This window comes from Actinophytocola sp. (genome assembly GCF_036378875.1).
Classification (GTDB): domain Bacteria; phylum Actinomycetota; class Actinomycetes; order Mycobacteriales; family Pseudonocardiaceae; genus Actinophytocola.
In genome coordinates, this window is sequence record NZ_DASUVO010000145.1 from 13,926 (window position 1) to 32,543 (window position 18,618).

The 18,618-nt window shown below is 70.8% G+C and carries 28 protein-coding genes; 25 read left to right on the forward strand and 3 right to left on the reverse strand.

Translation table 11 applies throughout. The features are described 5' to 3' along the window. Positions 1-84 precede the first annotated feature (84 nt). The 11 genes from VF106_RS41515 to VF106_RS41565 all read left to right on the forward strand — a co-directional run bounded on the left by VF106_RS41515 (position 85) and on the right by VF106_RS41565 (position 7,501). Entirely contained in the window at positions 85-879 is a 795-nt protein-coding gene (locus VF106_RS41515) for a P-loop nucleotide/nucleoside kinase family protein (RefSeq protein WP_330845516.1), read from the forward strand. Next, complete coding sequence (locus VF106_RS41520; protein WP_330845517.1) at positions 876-2,465, forward strand: DNA cytosine methyltransferase; 1,590 nt, start codon at positions 876-878, stop codon at positions 2,463-2,465. Before VF106_RS41515 ends, VF106_RS41520 begins: the two co-directional genes overlap by 4 nt. Next, positions 2,462-3,472 (forward strand): hypothetical protein, encoded by a 1,011-nt coding sequence (locus VF106_RS41525; RefSeq protein ID WP_330845518.1) that lies wholly within the window; start codon positions 2,462-2,464, stop codon positions 3,470-3,472. The genes VF106_RS41520 and VF106_RS41525 overlap by 4 nt, the downstream gene beginning before the upstream one ends. Further along, on the forward strand, positions 3,469-4,008 hold the full coding sequence (locus tag VF106_RS41530; protein WP_330845519.1) for a hypothetical protein: 540 nt from the start codon (positions 3,469-3,471) through the stop codon (positions 4,006-4,008). The genes VF106_RS41525 and VF106_RS41530 overlap by 4 nt, the downstream gene beginning before the upstream one ends. A gap of 128 nt (positions 4,009-4,136) precedes the next feature. Next, positions 4,137-4,571, forward strand: a complete 435-nt coding sequence (locus VF106_RS41535) for a transcriptional regulator (protein ID WP_330845520.1) — start codon at positions 4,137-4,139, stop codon at positions 4,569-4,571. 9 nt (positions 4,572-4,580) lie between these two features. Then, the gene (locus tag VF106_RS41540) at positions 4,581-5,045 is read left to right on the forward strand and encodes a hypothetical protein (protein ID WP_330845521.1); all 465 of its coding nucleotides are present in this window, start codon (positions 4,581-4,583) and stop codon (positions 5,043-5,045) included. Between the two features lie 26 nt (positions 5,046-5,071). Beyond that, positions 5,072-5,500: a hypothetical protein gene (locus tag VF106_RS41545; protein ID WP_330845522.1), complete on the forward strand. Its 429-nt coding sequence runs from the start codon at positions 5,072-5,074 to the stop codon at positions 5,498-5,500. After that, entirely contained in the window at positions 5,497-6,147 is a 651-nt protein-coding gene (locus tag VF106_RS41550) for a DUF8336 domain-containing protein (protein WP_330845523.1), read from the forward strand. Before VF106_RS41545 ends, VF106_RS41550 begins: the two co-directional genes overlap by 4 nt. A 23-nt stretch (positions 6,148-6,170) precedes the next feature. Then, positions 6,171-6,410, forward strand: a complete 240-nt coding sequence (locus tag VF106_RS41555; protein WP_330845524.1) for a hypothetical protein — start codon at positions 6,171-6,173, stop codon at positions 6,408-6,410. Positions 6,411-6,588: 178 nt separating this feature from the next. After that, positions 6,589-6,957 (forward strand): hypothetical protein, encoded by a 369-nt coding sequence (locus tag VF106_RS41560; protein ID WP_330845525.1) that lies wholly within the window; start codon positions 6,589-6,591, stop codon positions 6,955-6,957. A gap of 1 nt (position 6,958) precedes the next feature. Continuing rightward, positions 6,959-7,501 (forward strand): bifunctional DNA primase/polymerase, encoded by a 543-nt coding sequence (locus tag VF106_RS41565; RefSeq protein ID WP_330845526.1) that lies wholly within the window; start codon positions 6,959-6,961, stop codon positions 7,499-7,501. Here the strand turns inward: VF106_RS41565 and VF106_RS41570 are convergent. Next, on the reverse strand, positions 7,390-7,788 hold the full coding sequence (locus VF106_RS41570) for a hypothetical protein (protein ID WP_330845527.1): 399 nt from the start codon (positions 7,786-7,788) through the stop codon (positions 7,390-7,392). The two genes, VF106_RS41565 and VF106_RS41570, sit on opposite strands and share 112 nt — an antisense overlap. Then, on the reverse strand, positions 7,781-8,860 hold the full coding sequence (locus VF106_RS41575; protein ID WP_330845528.1) for a coiled-coil domain-containing protein: 1,080 nt from the start codon (positions 8,858-8,860) through the stop codon (positions 7,781-7,783). Before VF106_RS41575 ends, VF106_RS41570 begins: the two co-directional genes overlap by 8 nt. A 380-nt stretch (positions 8,861-9,240) precedes the next feature. Here VF106_RS41575 and VF106_RS41580 point away from each other — a divergent pair, with 380 nt between their 5' ends. From VF106_RS41580 to VF106_RS41645, 14 genes are all read left to right on the forward strand, one after another. Beyond that, the gene (locus VF106_RS41580; RefSeq protein ID WP_330845529.1) at positions 9,241-9,792 is read left to right on the forward strand and encodes a hypothetical protein; all 552 of its coding nucleotides are present in this window, start codon (positions 9,241-9,243) and stop codon (positions 9,790-9,792) included. Positions 9,793-9,803: 11 nt separating this feature from the next. Next, positions 9,804-10,571: a hypothetical protein gene (locus tag VF106_RS41585; protein WP_330845530.1), complete on the forward strand. Its 768-nt coding sequence runs from the start codon at positions 9,804-9,806 to the stop codon at positions 10,569-10,571. Further along, complete coding sequence (locus tag VF106_RS41590) at positions 10,568-11,065, forward strand: AAA family ATPase (RefSeq protein WP_330845531.1); 498 nt, start codon at positions 10,568-10,570, stop codon at positions 11,063-11,065. Before VF106_RS41585 ends, VF106_RS41590 begins: the two co-directional genes overlap by 4 nt. Beyond that, a complete protein-coding gene (locus VF106_RS41595) occupies positions 11,062-12,114 on the forward strand; it encodes a tyrosine-type recombinase/integrase (RefSeq protein ID WP_330845532.1) in 1,053 nt (350 codons plus the stop codon). Before VF106_RS41590 ends, VF106_RS41595 begins: the two co-directional genes overlap by 4 nt. Further along, on the forward strand, positions 12,111-12,815 hold the full coding sequence (locus VF106_RS41600) for a hypothetical protein (RefSeq protein ID WP_330845533.1): 705 nt from the start codon (positions 12,111-12,113) through the stop codon (positions 12,813-12,815). The genes VF106_RS41595 and VF106_RS41600 overlap by 4 nt, the downstream gene beginning before the upstream one ends. Next, positions 12,808-13,128 carry a DUF4326 domain-containing protein gene (locus tag VF106_RS41605; protein WP_330845534.1) on the forward strand — a complete coding sequence of 107 codons (321 nt, stop codon included), beginning with the start codon at positions 12,808-12,810 and terminating at the stop codon, positions 13,126-13,128. The genes VF106_RS41600 and VF106_RS41605 overlap by 8 nt, the downstream gene beginning before the upstream one ends. Before the next feature lie 70 nt (positions 13,129-13,198). Further along, positions 13,199-13,339 carry a hypothetical protein gene (locus tag VF106_RS41610; protein ID WP_330845535.1) on the forward strand — a complete coding sequence of 47 codons (141 nt, stop codon included), beginning with the start codon at positions 13,199-13,201 and terminating at the stop codon, positions 13,337-13,339. Continuing rightward, entirely contained in the window at positions 13,336-13,773 is a 438-nt protein-coding gene (locus VF106_RS41615) for an ASCH domain-containing protein (RefSeq protein ID WP_330845536.1), read from the forward strand. The genes VF106_RS41610 and VF106_RS41615 overlap by 4 nt, the downstream gene beginning before the upstream one ends. Position 13,774: 1 nt before the next feature. Then, positions 13,775-14,290 carry a DUF1643 domain-containing protein gene (locus VF106_RS41620; RefSeq protein ID WP_330845537.1) on the forward strand — a complete coding sequence of 172 codons (516 nt, stop codon included), beginning with the start codon at positions 13,775-13,777 and terminating at the stop codon, positions 14,288-14,290. A gap of 10 nt (positions 14,291-14,300) precedes the next feature. Next, complete coding sequence (locus VF106_RS41625; protein ID WP_330845538.1) at positions 14,301-15,128, forward strand: hypothetical protein; 828 nt, start codon at positions 14,301-14,303, stop codon at positions 15,126-15,128. A gap of 4 nt (positions 15,129-15,132) precedes the next feature. Next, the gene (locus VF106_RS41630) at positions 15,133-16,032 is read left to right on the forward strand and encodes a DUF5131 family protein (RefSeq protein ID WP_330845539.1); all 900 of its coding nucleotides are present in this window, start codon (positions 15,133-15,135) and stop codon (positions 16,030-16,032) included. Continuing rightward, positions 16,029-16,676 (forward strand): hypothetical protein, encoded by a 648-nt coding sequence (locus tag VF106_RS41635; protein ID WP_330845540.1) that lies wholly within the window; start codon positions 16,029-16,031, stop codon positions 16,674-16,676. The genes VF106_RS41630 and VF106_RS41635 overlap by 4 nt, the downstream gene beginning before the upstream one ends. Before the next feature lie 16 nt (positions 16,677-16,692). Further along, positions 16,693-17,046 carry a hypothetical protein gene (locus VF106_RS41640; RefSeq protein WP_330845541.1) on the forward strand — a complete coding sequence of 118 codons (354 nt, stop codon included), beginning with the start codon at positions 16,693-16,695 and terminating at the stop codon, positions 17,044-17,046. A gap of 56 nt (positions 17,047-17,102) precedes the next feature. Further along, positions 17,103-17,768 carry a hypothetical protein gene (locus VF106_RS41645; RefSeq protein WP_330845542.1) on the forward strand — a complete coding sequence of 222 codons (666 nt, stop codon included), beginning with the start codon at positions 17,103-17,105 and terminating at the stop codon, positions 17,766-17,768. Here VF106_RS41645 and VF106_RS41650 read toward each other — a convergent pair. Further along, positions 17,715-18,293, reverse strand: a complete 579-nt coding sequence (locus tag VF106_RS41650) for a ribbon-helix-helix domain-containing protein (protein WP_330845543.1) — start codon at positions 18,291-18,293, stop codon at positions 17,715-17,717. The two genes, VF106_RS41645 and VF106_RS41650, sit on opposite strands and share 54 nt — an antisense overlap. Positions 18,294-18,618: the final 325 nt, after the last annotated feature.

Sequence of the window (18,618 nt, forward strand, 5' to 3'; positions counted from 1 at the left end):
TCGGCTGTAGCTGCGGGCACCATGACGAAAAAGTCGCTCAAGATCCCGAGCAAGAAAAAGTGATCTGGACATCGGAGGGCGCTCGTGTCTGACAAGAGCAGCGCCCTCCGCGACGTGAGCGGTGCCAGGCGCCTGACGCGACGCACCGTCCCCGGCCTGACGCTCGACGAGCTGGAGAGCTGCCGCGCGGCAGTCGAGCGGACGCTTCGTCGAGGCGTCGCCGGCCAAAGCGCCCGAGCCACCAGGGTCCTGCGCTCCTGCGCACGCGTGCGCGACCTCATCGACCGCGAGGCGGAGCGTCGGCTCCACGCGGTCGCCTGGTCGACGTTGCCCGCGGCCGTGCTCGTCATCTGCGGGGCATCAGCCACCGGCAAGACGCGCCGTGCCGAGAAGATCGCGCTCACGTCGGGCCGGCCGCGCCTCAGCACCGACCGCGTCCGCAAGCAGCTCGCTGGCGTCGGTCCGCTCGACCCAGCACCGTGCAGCGCGTACACCGAGGCCGCGAGCCTCCACACGTACGCAGAGCTCGGCCGCCGCGCGGTCGCCGCGGGGACCGCTGTCGTTGACGGCACGTTCCGCCGCCGGACACACCGCGACGCGTTCCGTGCCGCGTGCGGGGGCCTCGTTCGGCCGCTGTTCGTCGAGTGCGTCGCTCCGGCCGCCACTATCGCGGAGCGGGCCCGCGGTCGCGCGATGAAGCCCGGCACGGAGTCCGACGCCACCCCGGAGGTCGCGCTGACCACGCTCGCCGAGTTCGAGCCGCTCGACGACGTGCCGCCGGCCGACCGCCTCGTCCTCTCGACGGACCGCCCCCCGACGTTCGCGGCGCTAGGCCTCGTCGGCCTGCTTGCCTCCACGGGAAGTGACGACCAGGCATGACCGCAACGCTCGAACGCGAGGCCGCGATCGCGGCGGTTCTCGAACGCCGCGTCCAGGCGGCCACGCTCGCCCGTGAGGCCTCCCTCGCCGCCAGGGTCGAGCGGCAGGCCGCCGAACAGGCGTGGGTCGACCGCGAGTTCCGCGCCATCACCGGGCACCTCTACGCCAAACCCAGCTGGCTGGAGGACGGCGTCGAGCTCACCGTCACCGACCTCTTCTGCGGGGCCGGGGGAAGCTCGTCGGGCCTGGAGTCCGTGCCCGGCATTCGCGTGGTGATGGCCGTCAACCACAGCGCCGTCGCCCTCGAAACGCACCAGCACAACTTTCCCCACGTCGACCACGACCGCCAGGACGTGCACGAGGCCGATCCGCGCCGCTACCCCACGACCGACATCCTGTGGGCGTCGCCCAGCTGCACGTTCTTCTCGCAGGCCAGCGGGCGGCCCCTGGACTTCACCGACCAGGCCACCGACCCGACCCTTTTCGACCTTGACGTCTTCGACGACGAGGACGACGAGCCACTCCCTGAGGACACGGCGGAGCGCTCACGCGCGCTGATGCACGATGTCCCGCGGTTCGCCGAGCACCACCGGTACCGCGCGGTGATCGTCGAGAACACGCTCCCACTTCTTCGGTGGAAGCACCTCCCCAAGCTCATTGCGCGGATGCGCAACCTCGGCTATCGCCACAAGGTCCTCACCCTCAACTCTGCTTTCGCCCACCAGCTGGGTCGCCCCGCCCCGCAGCTGCGCAACCGCGTCTACATCGTCTTCTGGCTGGACAAGTACAAGGCGCCGGACTTCGACCGCTGGACGCGCCCGCGCGCCTGGTGCCCCACGTGCGACGAGGTCGTGCGCGCGATCTACGCGCCCAAGAACCCGAAGAACCCGTACGGCTCGTACGGCGCGCAGTACGTCTACCGCTGCCCGCGCGTGAGCTGCCGCAACGCCATCGTCGCGCCCTTCACGCTGCCCGCCATCTCGGCCCTCGACCTCTCCGTCCCGGCCGACCCGATCGGGGACCGGCTCGTCCCCGGTACCCGCGCCCGCATCGCGAAGTGGCTGCAGACGAACCCGCGGCCCGTCGACCTCGGCCGCGGCGGCTCGCACCACCAGCTCAACCCCATGGCCGTCATCCCCCTGCGCAACCACAACGTGGCGAAACACCCGATGGAGCCACTCGACACGTTTGCCGCCAGAGGGACCCACCACGCCATCGCGATGCTGATGCGCACGAAGACCCCGGCCGCCAACCCGGGTAACGCGCTCTGGAATCCCGACTACCTGTACGCCTACGACACCGGCCGGCTGCGCTCCGCCTACCAGCCGCTCCCCACGCAGACGACCGTCGAGGGCGATGCCGTGCTCGAACAGCGTCCCTCCCTCGAGGAGTGCCTGTTCCGCATGCTCATGGTCGACGAGATCAAGCTCGGCATGGCGTTCCCGCCCACGTTCGCGCTGCTCGGGCGCACCAAGGCGCTCAATGTGCGGCTGTGCGGCAACGCCGTCACGCCCAACGTCGCCCGCGACCTGGTCGCCGCGGTGGCGGAAGCCATCACCGGCAACGAGGTGCCGGTCCCCGCATGAACACGGAGGTTTTGCAGATGTCCGCCGATCGCGACCGCCGCCGCACGATCCGGTGCGCGTGCTGCGGCACGGAAGGCCAGCACCGCGGGTACGGCTGGATCATCCCCTGCTACGCGCGCTGGGTGTATCACGGGCGTCCCGAGGGCGGGCCGCCGCCGGTCGGCGCGACGCCCCGCAAACCCAACGCGTTCCGAGGCCGCAAACGTGTCGATGTCTGTGTCCGCAACCACTCGCGCGAGGGGTTGGCGCCTGGCGCGGCCTGCCCTGAATGTGCCACTGAGCACAGCCGTCGCCACGAGGTTGCTCGCCGCCAGGCACGCCGCGCCGCGTTCTTCGATCGCCACGTCGGCCACGACACCGGCGAGCGCAGCAACGGCATCGTGTTCTGCCGCACGTGCCGGCGCGGGGACATTAGCGTCGACAAGGACGCCGTCCGCCGCGTCCTCGACGGGGACCCGCCAGGGCGGTTGTCCGTCGCCGAGCGCGAGCTCGTCGTCGTCGAGCTGCGCCGTCGCGGCCTGACCTACCAAGAGATCGGCGACCGGTTCGGCTGCAGCCCGGGTGCGGCCTGGCGCATTGCGAGCCGCGTGGATGCGCGCCAGGAGAATCTCCAGCTCATCCAGCGCCGTGATCCCGACAAACCCGCGCCCGTGCCGTGGGACGAGCGCCACGCCGGCCACGACACGATCGTTCGCGCGAGCGGCACGCGGTGCTGCCGGTCATGTTGGCGCGGCGACTACGACGTCGACGAGGTGGCCGTGCAGCGCGCCGTCGACGGTGACCCGCCCGCCCGCCTTTCCATCGCCGAACGCCAGTTGGCCCTCCTGGAGATGCAGCGACTCGGCCTGACGTACGACCAGATCGGCGCCCGCCTGCGCTGCACCCCCGAGGCGGCGGCCGTCGCGCTGGCGCGCGCCAACGCCAACGCCAGCGCCAGCCGCTCCGACACTTACGATCATGTCGACGTCGAGGCGATCCTGATGGAGATCGGAAGTGGGTTGACGTGAGCAAGACAGCCACCACCAGTTCGCGCTTCGTGCCGTTCAAGGCCCGCATGCGCACCGGCCGACTGCGCGTCGAGCTGCGCGCGGCGATCCGGTACGACGTCGACCAGGCCGCCGCGGCGCTGGCAATCGTCTCCCCGATCGTGCCGGACCCATGCACGACGACCGCGATGCTGCGCCTGCTCCGCAAGGCCGCGCAGCGTCGCCTCGTCGGCGCGAAGCTCGACCGCGCCGACCCGGACGTGACCGCCGCGTACAGAACCCAGTTGCTCGAGCATGACGTTCTTCCGCTCGGGCGCGCCGGCCAGCGCCGCAGGTCGTTCCTGTTTCTCGTCCAGTACGACCACGACGAAGCGGCAGCCGCCCTGGCGGTACAGCAGCCGATCGTCCCGACGCGCGTCGGGCAGCGCACGCTGCAGGCGACGTTGAACGAAGCCGCCGCGACGGGGCTCGCTCCCAAGGAGGCCCTGCGCAAGGCAGATCCGGCTGTCGCGGCGGAGTACCGCGACCTCCTCGTCAAGCACGGCATCTTCGAATAGCCGACGCCGTTGCTCCAGTCGTGTGGCGGACGTCACGGTGCCTTCTCAGCAGACATCCAATGGAGCTAGCATGGAGATGCGATTCCGCCGAGAAGCACTCTCGGCCACCTCCAAGGGTTGGGGACCTCATGCACCGTGCGACCCGCTTCGCCGTCTTGCTCGGCGTCCGGCACGCGATCCACCACCTGTCCGACTACTGGCTACAGACCGACCACCAGGCGCTCACAAAGGGCCTCACGGGCCCCGACGGCGCCTCCGCCTGCGCCCGCCACGTCGCCACCTACACCGTCGCCAATGCCGTCAGCATCGCCCTGGCGAGCCGCGTCTTCGGTCTCCGCCTCACGACGCGCGGCATCATCGCGGGCGAGCTCGTGTCAGCGGCCACCCACTACACGGCCGACCGCCGCGACCACGGGCTGCTGTTCTGGCTGGCCAACCGCTTCCGCAAGGGCGAATACCTCAAGCGCGGCGGCGCACCTTATCTCGACCAGTCTTGGCACCACGTCTTCAACGCCCTGGCCGCCGCGGTGACCGCCGTGGTCGACGACGACAGCAACGCCTGAGGAGAAAACATGGCACGCCTGATCACCAACCTCTCGGACGCGTTCGTCAGGCGCGGCGACTTCTACGTCCGGATGAACGTCAACGCGTTGCTCATCGAGGAGCGCCACGAGGACCCGACGCAGGCAAGAGTCACCGGCTACGGGTCCGACACGAGCTGGCTGGTGTTCGACCTCTCCCTGGGGTGCTCGCCTTTCGACTACGAGTGGGTGCCGGCGGCGTCGCTCGTCACCACCCTCAGCAACGGCCAGCCGATCTTCCGCGGCGCCCTCGTCACATGGCCCGACGGCACCCAACTGGAGCTCGTGTGCCATGACAGCACGCGTGACCCCGACGTCGCCGACCTGCCGCTCAACACCGTGGAGGACATCCTCCCGCGCAAGGTCGCCGAGTACTGGGCGGCGCCCCACATGCCGCTGATCACCTGGCGCCTCGCGGACATCGTCCGCGACCACCTCGCCGCGCCTAAGCGATGACCAGATCCGGCCGGAAGGAGAAAGCGATGAGTGACAAGACCAGCGCGACAACCCCGCAGCAGCAGCAGGAGGACCTGCGCGAGCAGGCGATCCACGTGCTGCGCACGTCGACGATCCACTGGTCGTACGGGCGTTACAACCCGCTCAGCGAGTCCGGGGCCGAGCGCGCAGTTGCGGCGCTCGCGAACGCCGGCCTGCTCGGCGGGACCGTGAAGGATCTGGCCGAGCAGCACGGTCCCCTGACCGTCGAGGACGCGCAGGGACGCCTTGACGCCCGCCGTCTCGAACCCGCGTACGACATCACCCTCGCCGCGACAGGCACGCTACGACTCCGGCGCTGCACCGCCGCTCAGTGCTTCATCGCCTCCGACCACCGCAGCGAGCTCTACCGCGGCGACGACCTCGCCGATGCGGTCCACGCCTACAACGAGGCGCTCGCGGACCGGGCCGGATGATGACCGACCAGCCCGCGACGCGGCTCTCGGACGCGCAGCTTGACGAGCTGCGCGTCCGCGCGCGTCGCGTTGCCGGGTCGCTTGTCGACCCCGCCCAGCTCACGCGCGTGACGCGGTTCGTCGCCGGTCGGCACGCGTGGGCTGGCGCGGTCCTCGGCAAGCCGTTCAACCTCCACCGGCTGACGAATGCGGAGCTCGTGCTGCTCGACCTCGCGGCGCAGGCCGAGCCCGAGCCACCGGTCGAGCCTCGACCACCCGCGCCGTGGGAAGAGGGCTACCAGCCGAGCGAGCGCGAGCTCGCCGTCGCGGCGCGCGCCCAGGCCCGAGCGAAGGAGTGGGACCGCGTTCGCGCGGCCCTCCCCGTCCCGGTCACGGTGCTCTACAACTACAGCGGCCCTCACCACTACGAGTTCCACGTCTCCGGGGCGGACCACATCATTGTCCGCGAGGCGCTCGACGCTGGCCGTCTGCAGCGCGCCGCCGACCAGTCGCTGTGCTGGACGCCCTCGCGCGCCCGCCACCTGAGCTTCGACCGCGTCAGCCCCGAGAGCGACCGCGTTCCCACCTGCAAGGCCTGCCTGCGCTTCGCCTACCGCCTCGTCGATGAGCCGCCGAGCGAGGTCCTGCTCGCCCCCCTCAGGCGATAAACCCGACTCCGAAAGGTTCCGACATGACCCACGACACCACTGCACCCGACCGAGGCGCCGAGCTACGCCAGCTCATGCTCAGCGCGCACAACGCGACTGAGGCGGCCCTGGAGCGTCTCGGGGACCTCGCGGGCGAAGGCGGCGATGTCGAGTACCGGTGGTCCAGGTCCTCCGCCGACATGCGCCACTTCCTCACCGAGGCCGCCCGCAACATCCGGGCCGCGGCGGCACTCGACCCGGGCAAGCCTTCCGCGACCCCGTGACGTATCGTCGAGCGTGGCGGAAGCGCCCGCCATTCCGAGCTTGTTCCGGGCCGGGTCTGGACAAGCACCGATCGGATGAAGATGTCCACGACTCAGCGCCTCCTCTTCTCACTCGCACTGGCACTCGCATGCGGTGAGGTCAGCACCCGGCCCGTACCTCACCGGGAAACGAGTAGCCGTGCCAGCCAACCACCGCGGCCTGACCCGAGCCGCGCGCCGCCGCGCGAAGGCCATGGGGATCTCGCACCAGAAGGCCTACGAGGACGTCCAGGCGATCCGTGAGCTCATGCACGTGGAGGACTGGACCTGGGACGAGGCCGAAGCGTTCTACGACGACCCGGGCAACGAGTTGCTGTGCGAGAAGTGTGGGTGGACCGTCGCCATGGTCTGCCCCGAGTGCCCCGGTTGCGGCTGTTACAACGGTCGCTGCTCCGGCTGGCGCCACGACGTCGCGTTCGACGACGGCGAGCCCGAGGAAGACATCATCTGCGAGGAGTGCGGCGCGGACGCCTCCTTCAACCCCTACGCCGAATGCCAGTGCGCCTGACATGGCCCCCGACCCATTGGTGGCCGTCAAGCGCGGTCTCGCCGTCTTCCCGATCCCGCCCGGCGGGAAGCGTCCGGCGTTCCCCGGCTGGCAGCGCAGCGCTCTGCGCGACGTCGACCAGGTCCGCCGGGTGTGGCGGCCGGGCGACAACGTGGGTATCGGTTGTTGGGCCTCAGGCGTCGTCGGTCTCGACCTGGACGTCGCCGACGGGCACCACAACACCGACGTGGACGGCGCCGACACGCTCGCCGCGCTGTGTGCGGCCCACGGGCAGCCATGGCCGCGCACGTTGACCGTCCGTACGCCATCGACCGGCCGGCACCTGTACCTGCGGGTGCCGGCCGGTCGCGTCATCCTCAGCAGCTCGGGTGGCCGGTCGCCGCTCGGTCCCGGCATCGACGTCCGCGGCCCCGGTCGCGGGCAGCGCGGCGGCTACCTGATCGGCCCGGACTCGGTCGTCCACGGGCGGCGATACACGGTCCTCGACGACCTCCCGATCGCCGAGCTCCCGGCCTGGATGGCCGACCTCCTCGAGGAGTCATGACACGGGGTCATCCCGACGTGCTCGATCCGGAGCGCGCTCGGCCAGTTCCAACGGGCGTTGGCGAGCGCGTTCTCCGGATCGGACCCGCGGATCCCGTCCTCGACCGTGCGCGTGTGTTCCGCCTCCGCCGCGAAGTGCAGGCGCACGTCGTGCCACGGCTGCGTGACGTCCATGCCCAGCATCTCCAGCGCCGCGGTGACGTCGTCGACGTCCGCGATCGACGCGTGCGTGTGGCCGCGGTCCAGCAGCTCCTGACGCAGGCCTGACAGCGACAGCTCGTCACCCATCCTCGTCACCCTCTCCGTGCAGCAGCACCCGCACCAGCCCCCGTACCGGGTCTGGCCCGTCGGACCCGTTCGGGGGTTCGCTCAGTGCGTCGACGAGGCCGGCCTGCAGCCGCCGCAGCGCGCGTTCCGCCTCGGCGTGCCGCCGCGTCAACGAGACAACCTCGTGCTCCAACCCACCCACCGTGCGGTGGAGCTCGGCCAGCCGCGTCGTCCCCGCACTCACCGCCGCGGTCGCCTGCTTGCGCACGGTGTCCAGCTCACGCGCCGCCACCTCGGCCGCCTCGCGCCCGCGCTGCTGCTCCGCGCTCAATGCGCGCTGTGCCTCGGCGGCTGCCTGCCGGCCGCGCTCGACCTCCTCCTGCTCGCGTCGCTGCGCCTCGGCGAGCGCCACGTCTGCCGCTTCCAGGCTGCCCCGCAGGGTGGCCAGCTGCTCGGTGAGCATCTCGACCTTCACCTGCGCGCGCTCGGCCCACCGCTGCGCGTCACGCGCGTGGTCCAGCGCCGTGTCCCGCGCGCCGATCGCTGCGCTGCGCTCGTCCTCGGCAACCCGCGCCCGCAGCTTCGCCTTCTCGGCGACCTGCCGATCCGTCGCGGCAGCGTCGACCGCCCTCGCGGCCTCCTCCACCGCCTCAGCCATTAACGCCTCGGCGCGCGCCTGCTGCTCCTCGGCAGCCACACGCTTCCCACGCTCCTCCGCCGCCTCGGCGGCGGCGGCGGCGCGCTCCTGGTGGGCAGCGGCCACGTCGCCCTGCAGTTCGGCGGCAACCGACTGCAGCGCGTCGTACAGGTCGCCCACCGGTCCCAGCGCCGTCCTCACCCGGTCGCCCAGGCCGACGACAACGACGTCAGGGATCGAGGCGCCCCCGTGCGCAGCCCGCACCAGGTTCTCGGCGCGGCCGATCTGCTTGCACGACACCTGACTCCCGTCGATCTCCCACGAGCGGTCCGGGCAGTACTGGTACTTCGGCCCGGTCCCGCCCTCGGGCAGGACGGCGCGGCACCGGCTGTACCCGCACTGGCGAACGGGACCGCCAAGGCGCGCTCGGGCCGTCACGCTTTCACTCTCACTCATATTCGCGACGGTACGCGTTGCGTTAACGCAACACAACAGGGGGAGTTACGTTGCGATGACACAATCCCCGGTGCCACATATTTACTGTTATGTGGTAGCGTCGGGCCGTCCGAGCAGCTTGCAAGGAGGCATCCCATGCTCAGTCCCGTCCGACGGCTCCACGGCCGCCTCGCTCATCCGCGCGACCTCGACGACTGGACGCCCTCACCGGTCGACGACCCGCGCGCTCCGGCCCGTCCGGCCACCCGCCACGGCGCCGGACCGTGGGTCGAGCGCGGCCAGCCCGCGCACGGCCTCTTCGAGCGCCCCCACTGGACTGGCATGTCGACTGGGCCGTCGCCTACCACGGCTGGATGATGTGGCGCTGGCGCGGTTGGCGTATGGACTGGACGAGTCCGCTTGTCTCTCCCTGGAACCCGGTACTCGCGCAGGACCTCGTCCTCGACAAGCTCGGGTGGTGCGGCGTCAGCTGGGGCCTCGACTGGGAGGAATGGACGGCCACCGCCATTCTCGCCGGGCACAAGACCGCCGGTTACTTCGCACTTCGCCCGCGCTCACGTATGCACGCGTGGGTGACCCACGCCCGCCGGGCCGGGCTTGCGGTCGACTTCTACCTCGACGGCTGCTGGGCGTTCGCCGCGCAGCCCGGCACCCTCGGCGCGGCGTTCGACCTTTCCGCCCTCGCCACGGAGTACGCACGGGTGCTTCCTCCCCCGCTCGGGCGGAAGGTGGCGGGCGAGCTCCTCGAGCACGCAGACGTCCCGCTGCTCACTACCGCGGTTCACCACGAGGCGTACCCCGCGACGGTGTGCGCGCTCGCCCTCGGCTACCCGCCTGAGGTCACCGCTGGGCTCCTGACGCCCCGGCGCCACCGCTTCCCGCACCTCCCCGACGGCGCCGAGTTCGGCGCGTACTGCCCGGAATGCGACTGACAGGAGAAGCCATGCGCACCAGCCCTTCGGCCAGCCCGTCGCCGATCGACGAGCACACCCCGCTTCCGGCCGATGACCCGTACCTCATCGCCTTCGGAGACGACGAGCAGGGACACGCCGTGCCGCGCAGCGAGGCCATCCGCGTGTACGCCACGGTCGCCGCGGCCGACGTCGAGCCCCGGGACCGCAACTGGACGGTCGCCGGCCGCTGCGGCGCGCCCGGCAAACTGGTCACGAAGTGGGGCCCGTTCGTACACGGCAACCCCTACCTCCGCACGAACCGCTGCGCCGCGTGCGGCTGGCTGGTCGCCATTGACCTCCTGACGATTCAGCAGGAGCTCGACGCCCTCGCGCCGTCCGCTGACGTCCGTCCTGTCTTCGCCCGTCTCCTCGCCGACCCGGCCCCGGCCGCGACGATCTGCGAGGCAATCGTCACCGCAGCAACGGCCGACGACGACGCGTTCGATCTCGACCACCCGGTCACCGTCCAGCTGCTCGCGCACGTCACGGCGCACGAGCCGCGGCTGCTCGTACCGGAGGCCTGCGCGGAGGACGAGTGCCACCACATGCCCGCCGACGCCCCGGACGGCTGGCGCTGCCCGCTGCCCGACGCCCGCGTCGCCTGCGCGGCCTGCAGCACCCTCGCGGGCAGCTGGGCCGGAGAGTGGCAAGGAACCTTCCTCGACCAGTGCACCGTCACGGCGCCCTGCGGGGTGTTGCTCACCGTCGCGCAGCACTACGGCGTCGACATCACCGGCTCGGAGGTCACGCACTCATGAGGCTTCATCAGATCCCCCGCGGCGGCGTATGCGTCCTGATCGGCGCGCCAGGCGCCGGGAAGACGACGCTCGCCGCGGAGTACCTCGCCGCCGGGGCCCACGTCGTGAGCCTCGACGACGCGCGCGGCCGTTACGGCCAGCACTCGGGTGACCAGGACGCCACACCGGCCGCAGTGATGGATGTCGTCGAGCAGATGATCCGCCTGGTGCGCCGGGACGAGCTCGTCGTGCTGGACGCCACCAACGTGAAGCAGTCAGATCGCGCCGTCCCGCTCGGCATCGCCCGTGCGCACGGCGTCGAGTCCCTGGCCCACGTCCTGCGCACGCCGCTGGAGCTCTGCCGCCTGCGCAACGCGGCGCGACCCGCACACCGCTGCGTCCCCGACGAGAAGCTGATCGCGATGTGGCACGACGTCGACCGGCTCACCCCGGAGGGCCTACGCGCGCAGGGCTTCACCCATGTCCATGTCTCGCGGGAGGTCGCGCACCCGTGAGCGAGCTTGTCCCTCAGGCGCTCCCGATCCATGACGCCATCCGCCGCCAGCTCACCACGGACATCGGCGGGGCCCGGCTGCTGCGTCTCCAAGGCGTTCTCGACCGGCTCACGTTCAGTGTCGTTCTGCACTGGCTCACCAGCGAACGACGTGCCTCTCCCAACACGAAGCAGGGCTACGCCGACGACGTTGCGCGTTTCGCCGAGTGGGCTGGCGAGTTCCGTGGCCAGCACCCCGTCCAGCTCCTGACGGGCACCGACAAGACGACCGTCACCGCGTGGACGCTGCACGCTCGCCACGCTGACCGCGCGGTCCGCACGCAGCGGCGGACCTTGTACGCCCTCAGGAGCCTCTTCAACTACGCCGCCCGGAACGGCTTCCCGGTGACCAGTCCGGTCAGCACCGAGGATCACATTCCCAAGGCCGGAACATCCAACACCGGACGACCCGAGGGCGCGACCCCGGTGCTCGACCTCGTCCACATCGTCGCGTTACGCCAGGCAGCCCAAACCGATGAGGAACACCTCATCTTCGATCTCCTCTACCTCCACGGGCTCCGCGAAAGCGAGCTCGTCGAGCAGCGCCTGGAGAACGTCGACCGGGACCGCTCGCCGGTCCGCTTCCAGGTGAAGCGCAAGGGCAGCAAGTGGATTCAGCGTGACCTGGCCGCTGACACGGCCGCCTCATTCCTGGCGTGCGTCGGCGATCGACGTGAGGGGCCGATGCTCCTCGACCCCAAGACGGGCACTGGAAGGACCCGCTTCCAGATCATCGACACGACGCGTCGCCTCGCGCGCCGCGCCGGGCTCGCGCGCCCGACCAAGGTCACCCCGCACGTGCTCCGCGCGACCGCGATCACCGCCTTGTTCGACGCCAGCATCGCGCTGCACGAGATCCAGGCGTGGGCGGGCCACGCCGACCCCAAGACCACGCGGATGTACTGGGAGCGGGCCAACGCGGCGCGTCGCGATGCCGCGCTCTCCAGCACCCTCGCCACAGGGCTCGACCACGTGCTGGCCGGCCTCATCGAACCCGGAGCTGATGAATGACCCACACCCCTGGACAAGAGTTCGGCAACCTGCAGCAGTACGACGACCTCTGCGCGCGGCTCTACACCGACCCCGACCTTGAGCCCGGCACCCGCGAGCTCGCCTTGGCGATGGCCTGGGCGCAGCTGCGTGACCCCACTCGCCACACCACGAACGACTCCCTCATGCGCCGCGTCGGCTTCCTCCTCGGGCGCGACCGCATGGGTCGCTGGCGCCACAGCCAGCTGTTCGCCGACGACGCCCCCCGCTACGAACCGCCGCGCGCCGTCCACTCTGGCTCCTGCGTCGGCCCCCGCGTGCGGCCGTACCGCGCGCGCGGAGCGCCACCGCCCCCCGCCCCAACTGGCCCGCTGGTGTGTGGCGACCGCGCACAGATCAGCGTCCGCGAACGCAGCCCCGTCACCGGGCAGATCGTCAAGGTGCATTGGTACTGCCGCCGCCACGCCAAGCACGCGGACACCGTCCGCGAGCATCTCGCGCGGGCCGGTGAACCCCCGCCGCCACTGCCCAACAAGGGCGGGCGACTCCCGCGCTACTTCACCCCGAAGGGGCTCGCCAAGATCTACGCCAGCGTGCGGCCCGGCTGGGAGCCACCGATCTACGGCCTGTGCGCGGACGACTGGCCAAGCGACGGCCTGCCGGTGCTCGTGCCCAAGCGACCGCGGCTGTCCCTCGTGGTCATGGAGGCCAGCGATGACTGACCGGCGCGCGATCGCAGTGCAGCAACGCCGCGGTGTGGCCCTGCCCCCGCACACGAGGTCGGTCGCCAGGCCGAGCAGGTTTGGCAATCCGTTTCGCTGCGCGTCCGACCCGGCGTCTCGCGCCGCCGCCGTCGCGCAGTACCGCGAGTGGCTCGACGGCCACCACCCCGACGTGCTCGGCCCGGCCGGCGGCCTCACCGGGCCGATGGTCAAGGACTTGGCCCGCCGCGAGCTCGCCGGTTGGGACCTCGCGTGCTACTGCCCGCTCGACGGTCCATGCCACCGACTGGTCCTACTGGAACTGTGCACCTGACCGCTCCACTTCGGGTTGACCGTGATATCCTTGCCGTCGAGGTACTCGAGCCGAGAACCCGGAGGCGCCCGTGTCAGACCGTCCGCTCTATCTCGTCGGCGGCGCCCCGCCGACCATCCCGCTCACCGGCCAGCCGCTGACGCAGCTCCCCTTCACGACGATCGACCGCATCCGCACGCAGATCGCCGACGAGGACGGAGACCAGTGGTGACCAAGACCGGGCCGTACGCCCTGAGCATGTGGCGCCCGTGGGGTCTGCTCACGGTCACCGACCGGCTCACGATCCCGAAGAATCCGGAGAACCGGGTCAACCTGCACGTCGGCTGGCGCGGCGACGTCTACCTGCACAGCGGCAAGCGCTGGGACCCGGTGGGTGCAGAGGCGGCCGAGGCCTGCGGGCTGTCCCTCGTCGACGACGACGTCCCAACCGGCTACATCGGCATCGCCACGCTCGTCGACGTCCACAAGGACGACGGCGACAAGCCCTGCGGCTGCAACCGCGTCTGGGCCGAGCCGGGTGTCTGGCACTGGGTGTGGGAGAACGTGCGCCCGTTCAGGACGGTCGTCGACCTTCCCGGCCGACAGGGCCTGTTCCGGCCCGACCCGACCGTCGTCGCCCGGACGCCCGAGCTGCTGGCGGTGTGACGTGACGCAGCAACCCCTGTTCGGCGACGCCGTGGGGCAGCCGGAGGTCGAGAAGGACGCGGTGATCAGCCCGTGCGGCACGTACCGCTACGAGCTGCGCCGCGCCTGGGACGCGAGCCTCCCCCTGTGCGTGTGGGTCATGCTCAACCCCTCCGTCGCCGACGCGACGGTTGACGACCGGACGATCACCACGATCATCCGCGTCACCAAGAAGTGGCCCGCTTGGTCGTTCGGCGGGATCCTCGTCTACAACCTCTACGCGCTGCGGTCGACCAACCGCAAGGCGCTCAAGCGCCACCACGACCCGGTCGGCCCGGAGAACGACGCCTACCTCTGCAGCATCGACCCCAAGAGCCTCGTCGTCTGCGCCTGGGGCGCTGACGGCGACCGCGGGGACGAGGTCCTCGCCCTGCTTCGCGCCCGCGGCATCACGCCGCACTACCTGCAGCTCACTGCTGCGGGCCGACCGCACCACCCGCTCTATCTCGACGAGACGCTCCAACCGCAACCACTGTGAAAGGGAACCCATGTCCAACAACCTGTCGTGGACCGAAGGCTTCACCTCGGACATCTGGCGCAGCGATGACGGCCGCTACGTGATCCTGCGCTCGATCCTCCCAGAGCGCCGCCCCGACCGGCGACACATCTACACCGTGCGCAAGATCGAGAGCGCGCGGGCCGGCGCCGGTCCGGACTTCTCCGGCAAGGACCTCGGGACCTTCGTTGCCGAAGCCGACACGCTCGACGACGCCAAGGGCGCGGCTGAGCGCGACGCTTGGATCGACGCACAGGGCACCACGTGCCACGTGCCCCGTGATTACCCCGCGCTGGCGCTCAACCGGTTCGGCTGGCCGGACCCGGTGCCCGGAGCGCTCGGCGCGCTCGTCCTCGTGCATGAGAACGAGCGACTCCTGGCGCGCGTGGTCGGCATGACGCGGCAGGAAGGCCGCTTCCGGCCCGTCGTGTACGCCGAGCTCGACGTCACCGCTGTGCAAAACAGCCCCTTCCCGGCGCCGCTCACGAACTGCAACGGCTGCCGCGTCGCGCCCGGCACGGATCACACCGATACGTGCGACCATGCCCGCTGCCCCGCCTGCGGCGAGCAGCGCGCCATGTGCGACGAGCACGACGACGCCCGCGCGGCCCTCTGGCACGGGGTCGACCAGCGCGCCGCCGTCGCGCGCCAGTTCGGCTGGTGGAAGGACGTTGTCGGCCTGTCCCGCCGCTACGAGGACGACACCCGCGTGCTGTTCGCCGAGGGCCTCGGCCAGGTCACATGGAACCCGGTCACGCAGGCCTACGACGTCGGCACCATCGACGAGGCCGCCCTCGACGACGCGATGCAGCGGGGCTGACGCAATGGCGACCGACATCGACTGGGCTGAGGACGTCTGGAACCCCACGACGGGCTGCGACCGCGTGTCGGAGGGGTGTGACAACTGCTACGCGCTGACGATGGCGCGGCGCCTCCGGCTCATGGAGCGCGAGCGCATCGGCCAAGGCAAGCTCAAGCCCGCACAGGCGAAGTACCAGAACGACGGCAACCCCAAGACCTCCGGCCCGGGGTTCCTCGCAACCCAGCACCCGCTCGCGCTCTACCCGCCGCTGCGCAGTCGCAAGGCCCGCAGGTGGTTCGTCAACTCGATGTCCGACCTGTTCCACAAGAACATCACCGACCGGTTCATCGCGGCCGTCTTCGCCGTCATGGCGGCCACCCCGCACCACACCTACCAGCTCCTCACCAAGCGCCCGCGACGCATGCGGGTGCTCCTCAACAGCGCTCAGTTCTGGCACCTCGTCCGCGACGAGATCAAAAGCCTGCCCGTCCGCGAGAACGTGCGCACGGCGGCGCTGGCGGCGACGCACGAGCCACTTCCCAACCTCTGGCTCGGTGTGTCGGTCGAGAACCAGCGATGGGCGGAGAACCGCATCCCCGAGCTGCTGCGCACGCCTGCCGCGATCCGCTGGCTGTCGTGCGAGCCGCTCATCGGTCGGCTGGACCTCAGCGCCTGGCTCGTGCGAAACGGCGGCCTGCATTGGGTTGTGCTCGGCGGCGAGTCGGGGGCAGGCGCCAAGCCGATGCAGCTCGAATGGGCGCTCGAGGTGCAGGAGCAGTCCGCCGCCGCCGGTGTGGCGTACTACTTCAAGCAGCCGGGCCGAGTGCTCGCTGCCGAGTGGGGGATCAACGGCAAGGGCAACGACCCGGCGCAGTGGCCGCGGCCGTTCCCGCGCGAGTTCCCCGAGGCGGTCGCCGCGTGAGGGCCAGATGCCCGCAGTGCAGCCGGACGGTCAACGTCCGGCTGCGCCGCGGCGACCGCATCGCCAGCCACGCCTGCGACGCGTGTGGCACCGCACTGCAGGGCGCGACGGCTGGGAAGGGCAAGGGCCGCTACCTCTGCCCGATCACGGGGTTCGTCTACGAGCTCGGGCTGCGCGCGATCGCCCTGCATCGGCCTTACCGCCTCGTGTTCCGCGCCGGCCTCGACACCGTCGGCGCCGGTCGCCAGTACTACCGCAACGAGCCGCTCACCACCGAGCAGGCCCACCTCGACCGCGTGGCCGGCCGGACACTCGGCCCGGGGTGCGTCGTCGCCGAGGAGTTCGACCCCAGCGACCCCGCGCTCGCTGACGAGAGCGCTCGCGCTGGTCTGCGGATGGTGCCTGCCGAGCTCGTCGGGAACCCCGAGGAGTGGGTCGTGAACGAGCGCCTGACCTACCGCGCCTGCAGCGCGTGCGCAGCGCGCATTCCCGACCTCCCGAACCGCCACGTTCCCCACGAGTGGCGTCCGCGCCGAACCCACGCGCGGCGCGGACGGGGCCGAACCGCTCGCTCGGTCGACCTCAACCCCGGCCCCTACCCGGCCGGCACCCTTGCGTGCGCGGACTGCGACCCGCGCACCTGACACCGAAGGAGACGCAATGCCAGCCCCAACCACCACCGACGCCGCCACGATCAAGGCCCGCGTCGAGCGCGCGATGGCCGTGGCCGTCACCGCCGAGATGGATGCCGTGGCGCGCGAACATCGGCTCTTGCCGCTTGAGTGGCGGTTCGTCACCGACGAGATCGACCTGGCGCTGATCGGCGAACCGCCCTCCTACCTGGGCGAGGCCACACGCGTCACCGCGGTCCGCCAGTGGGCGAACGCCCTGCACCTGGCGCGAGGCATCTCCGGCGAGCCGCGCGTGCTCGACTACACCGGCGTGACGCCTCGGAAAGACTTCGTCGTCGTCGTCAAGACGCCGACCGACCCCGACGTCTTGCCGCTCAGCTGATCAACTACGATCGGGTTGCCCGTGATCTTGTCACGTCGCCCTGGAAGGAGCAGGCCGTGCCAACCACACCGCTGAAGGCGCACCAGACCCGCGCGGACGGCACGCCTGTGCTCCGCATCGAGGTAGCGCACAGCTTCGACCACGACCAGGCTGCCCGCGCGTTGGCGCTCGTCTACGCCCGGGAGCCGTTGCGCAAGAGCATTCACGCCCTGCGCGACGGCCTCCTGCGGGCGGTCGAGCTGCGGGTGCTCGACGAGCCGCGGTGGGTGGCCGCCAAGGCGGTGGAGGCTTACCGGACCCGCCTGCGCCAGCTCAAGGTCTTCCCGACCGCCGCCGAGCGCCAACGAATGCTCAAGCGGCTCCGCGAGGCGCAGCGCGCGCGCCTGGCGACCGATCCGGCCAAGCGTTCCACCGCGCCGCTCGTGCGCCAGCCCGCGATCTGGGCCAAGCACGAGCGCGAGGACGGCACCCCCGTGGCGATCGTCGAGCAGCCACTGTATTTCGATCACAGCGAGGCGGCCCGCTGCCTGGCCATCGTCTACCGCGACAAGCCCGAGCCGCTGCGCTCCACCAACGCGCTTCGGCTCGGGCTGCAACAGGCCGGCCGGGAGGGCCTGCTCGACGAGCTGTCGGTGACGGCTGACGAGCAGCTCGTCGAGCAGTACCGCTCAATCCTCGTCGACCAGGGCGTCTTTCGGGCTCACCGATCGCGCCGCCGCTAGTAGCTCGTCGGTGTCGTCGGTCACACCGCAGCACGGACAGCTCGTCGCGTCCTCTGGACCACAACCGCAGCCACAGCTGAGGCACGTGCGGCCCTGGTGGTCACAGCTGCAGGAGCAGTCGGCCGGCTTCTCGATGTGGTGCTCCAGCAGCTGGCGCACAGCCCTCCGCACCGCCTCGGGGCGCGTCACCCCTGCACGCGTCGCCCAGACGTCCAACTCCGCCGCGAGCTCGCCGAGCCGCACGTACACCGCGCCCTCGACGTCTCGCGGGCGCTCGTCCTCGTCAAAGAACCGCCGCACCGCCTCGTCGTGGCCGTTGTCCCTCAGCCACTGGCGCGCTGTGTCGTCGTCCAGCTGGCGGTACTCCAGTGCCTCCCCCTGTCCGCTCGCCGTGGCCTCGGCCACCCACTGACCGCGAGCGGTTCGCAGGACCCGTCCACCGCCCTCCTCGGTGGCCGGGAACGCCTCGGCCTTGTCGAGGTCAAACCAGCCGTGCCTCCGGCCGCTCACGCGGGTCCGCTTCACGTCACCCAACTCCCTACGACTTCCGTGTCGACGATATCGCCCATAGTGTAGCTCGGGTTGGCCGTGATATCCTCACGCTTACCACAACTCATATTCGTCCGACAGAGCAGGGATGCACATGTCCGACGTCACTCAGGCCGGTTCCGGCCATACCGCCTTCCCCGAGCCGCCGTGCTGGTGCCGGCTCGCGTCAATACCACGGCCGTCGCACAGCCGGACGTCCTTCGCCCTGGCCTTGGTCGACGCGGTGTTCGCGCTCCAGCTCCTAACCGTCCTCGGCTGGTTGACCTCGTCACCGGCGTTCCGAACTGGCTCGGCATTGGGC